Source organism: Zhouia amylolytica (genome assembly GCF_900116365.1).
Classification (GTDB): Bacteria; Bacteroidota; Bacteroidia; order Flavobacteriales; family Flavobacteriaceae; genus Zhouia; species Zhouia amylolytica.
In genome coordinates, this window is sequence record NZ_FPAG01000016.1 from 1 (window position 1) to 2,939 (window position 2,939).

The window sequence follows — 2,939 nt, forward strand, 5'->3', positions numbered from 1 at the left end:
TGCCCGTTAAATTAATTAAGACAATTCCTTACTAAATAAAAAAGATCAAACATAGAATCAATAGATTCCGCAACAAGTGCGGAATGACAAAAAAACACGGAATGACAGCAAGGAAAAAACAATTTCCCCCTTTAGGGGTGCAGGGTGAAAGAAATTGTTTTCGGCAACGTCATTGCGAGCCTTGTGATAGCAAGGCGTGGCAATCTCTTAAATAGTACTTACCAACCTTACTCACCTCTGATTTTCTTTAAAACCTCATGCCAGTTATAGTTTTCTTTATTGGCATTATTCCATTGCTCAACATCCGAGAGCATGGTATCGATTTTATTTTTATCAATCCACTTCCCGTTGACAAAAACGCCCGAGATTTCCTTTGTGTTGCTAATGTTATCCAATGGGTTTTTATCCAGTAATATCAGATCAGCAAACTTCCCTGTTTCAATAGTTCCTATTTTATCGTCAATTTCTAACCATTCCGCTGCCAATCGTGTCGCAGAAGCCAGAACCTCTTCATTTGTTAAACCGGCTTCTGTTAAAAGTTTTAATTCATCGTGAAGAGAAAACCCCCAAACAATTCCGGAAGTTCCGGCATCGGTTCCGGCTACCATGGGAACTCCTTCCTTTTTAAAAGCCTTAACGATCTTAATATGAAAATCAACGAGTTTATCGAAATAAGCAATACGTTTAGCACTAGTGCCTTCATTATATTGATTAGAGACAATCCACTTACTTTGCATTAAAGGATGAACATATTTGAAGCTTTCAAGATTTCGAACGCTATCCAGTGAGCGAGCTTGTTTAGCTATATAAACAAGATTGGACAAGTTAGGTATTAACCAGGTGCCATTCTTTTTACTCATTTTGGCAAATCTTTCAGCTTCTTCATCAGTGAAATGGTCAGCTTGTTTTGAAAACTCTTCTGCATGAGCAACCAGACCGAAATGCGGTACAAAAGCTTCTTCCGTTTTGCCCTCAAATGCACTTGGGATATGTCCAACAACTTTCATATTTTGCTTTTCAGCCTCATCTATGATCGCTTTATAAGTTTCTTGGTTCAGTTGCGAATATACTTTTATGAACTCATACCCTTCGCCTTTTGCAAGTCTAACGGTTTGCCTTCCATCGGAAGGGGTTGTAGCAGTCATATTTGCATTGCCACCATCTATTAACCCGGCTAAAGCAATTCTCGGACCTATAACATCACCTCTTATTACTTCGTTTCGCTGACCAATATGCTCTGCTCTGGCGCTAAGTTCAAATACCGTAGTAACACCATTGGCTACATAAAGCGTAAAAAGATTTTGGGTGTCAATATGAATCGCCGGACCTCTGGTAGGGTACGAGGTATAAGGACCATCGGCCAGGTTATGAACGTGCATATCAATGAGTCCGGGAATGAGCCATTTCCCTTTCCCGTCTATGATTTTAGCGTTATTGGGAATTGGTTTGTTGATTGATAAGATTTTCTGACCCTCAACTACAACGGTAGCATTTTCAATGACCTCATTGTTTGTAGTCATTGGAATGATGTTGACATTTTTTACGACATAAGTGTCATTTTCGGATTCTGCTTTGCTCTGAGCATTTAAACCTAAACTGATAAATGCAATTAGTGTTAATAGCTTTAAAGATTTCATTTCGATTTTTGATTGATGATGATTTTAATGATTAGACTATAAATTCTTTAATCGTTACAATAACCCGATTATGAAAACAAATAGAACCTCCTATAGCCCAGTGATTGTGTGACTTTTTGACAAAACTAAAACTATAAAAAGGATAGAAATTGTAAAAAAACGAACTACTCCCTAAAAGACAACACATAATTTTCCGGATTGAATTTACTCGGAGTTATCTTAGAGAACTGATAAAAATTATTAATAAAATGAGATTGGTCGTTGTATCCTGATTTGTAACCAACCGAGGTTAAAGAGTCCTTCTTTTCGTTAAAAGCAATTTCATCTACGGAGCTTCTAAACTGAATTATTTTTGAAAACTGTTTAAGGGTTAATCCGGTTGCCTTTTTAAAACGAGATTGAATCCATCTTTCTGAATAGGGGTAGTCTTTTAAAATCCCGGAGATTTTGCAGTTTCCATGATGAATGATAATCTTTCTGCAGATTAACTCAATGGTGTTTTGTTTGACATTGGATTTTTCAAATTCGGAAAAATAGTGTTCAGTTAACGCAATTATATCTTCTAAAATAGACGAAGAATCAAGGTTGATGTCTACACCAAATAACTTGTAATGTGGAGAGTACTCTGAAATGGTATCAACAAAATTTTGAAAATTACTTTGTTGAAAATATGAAAAGTACCAAGGCTTTAACTGCACTAAGATTAACTTGGAATTTCCTGAAAGAGTTAAGTTAATGTATTCGGTAAGTTGAGAACAAAGATAAATTCCTTGATTATAATGGAATTGTGTGTCCTTTAAATATACCTTAGCCCCTTTGCCAATTAGAAAAGCAAAATTGAAACAGCCATTAGGTAGAATTTTTAGATTTTGAATTTCAGTTTTTTGTTGGCTATTATCTAAAGCCCATATTTTATTAACAAATCGTGATTTGTGTTTTAATTGATGTTCGGAGTATATGCTCAAAATAGTTGACTGTAATTTTTCAGCACATAAATATAAAGGAAAATTCTGTCATTTTTCTAAAACCACCCTCGCAAAGTCATAATCTGTTGCATAAGGAAATAGATCACCCAAATGAATGAAAAAGTCGTACAGGCCGCACTCCACTGTATTCCGTTTACGATGACGGTTTGTTTGCGGTGGATTTGAATTAAGTTAAAAGATGTTGATGGGAGTGTACCCCCGTCGGCAGTATATATGAATTGAATCCGTTAAAAATGGTCGAAGCCTTGGAGACCATTTAGGATAAAATTCATGGTTTTGCGATAGCAAAAATACCTCTCGACGGGCATCCTTTCTT

Annotated in this window: 2 protein-coding genes; both read right to left on the reverse strand. The window is 36.1% G+C overall.

Features of this window, described 5'->3' with window-relative positions; translation table 11 throughout:
• Positions 1-227: 227 nt before the first annotated feature.
• A complete protein-coding gene (locus BM361_RS16800; protein WP_074980296.1) occupies positions 228-1,637 on the reverse strand; it encodes an amidohydrolase family protein in 1,410 nt (469 codons plus the stop codon).
• 164 nt (positions 1,638-1,801) lie between these two features.
• Positions 1,802-2,602, reverse strand: coding sequence for a helix-turn-helix domain-containing protein (locus BM361_RS16805; protein WP_074980298.1), 801 nt, complete (start codon positions 2,600-2,602; stop codon positions 1,802-1,804).
• Positions 2,603-2,939: the final 337 nt, after the last annotated feature.

Bases quoted from the DNA above. Each gene is read 5' to 3' on its own strand.
- BM361_RS16800 (WP_074980296.1), bottom strand. From the start codon at position 1,637: ATGAAATCTTTAAAGCTATTAACACTAATTGCATTTATCAGTTTAGGT.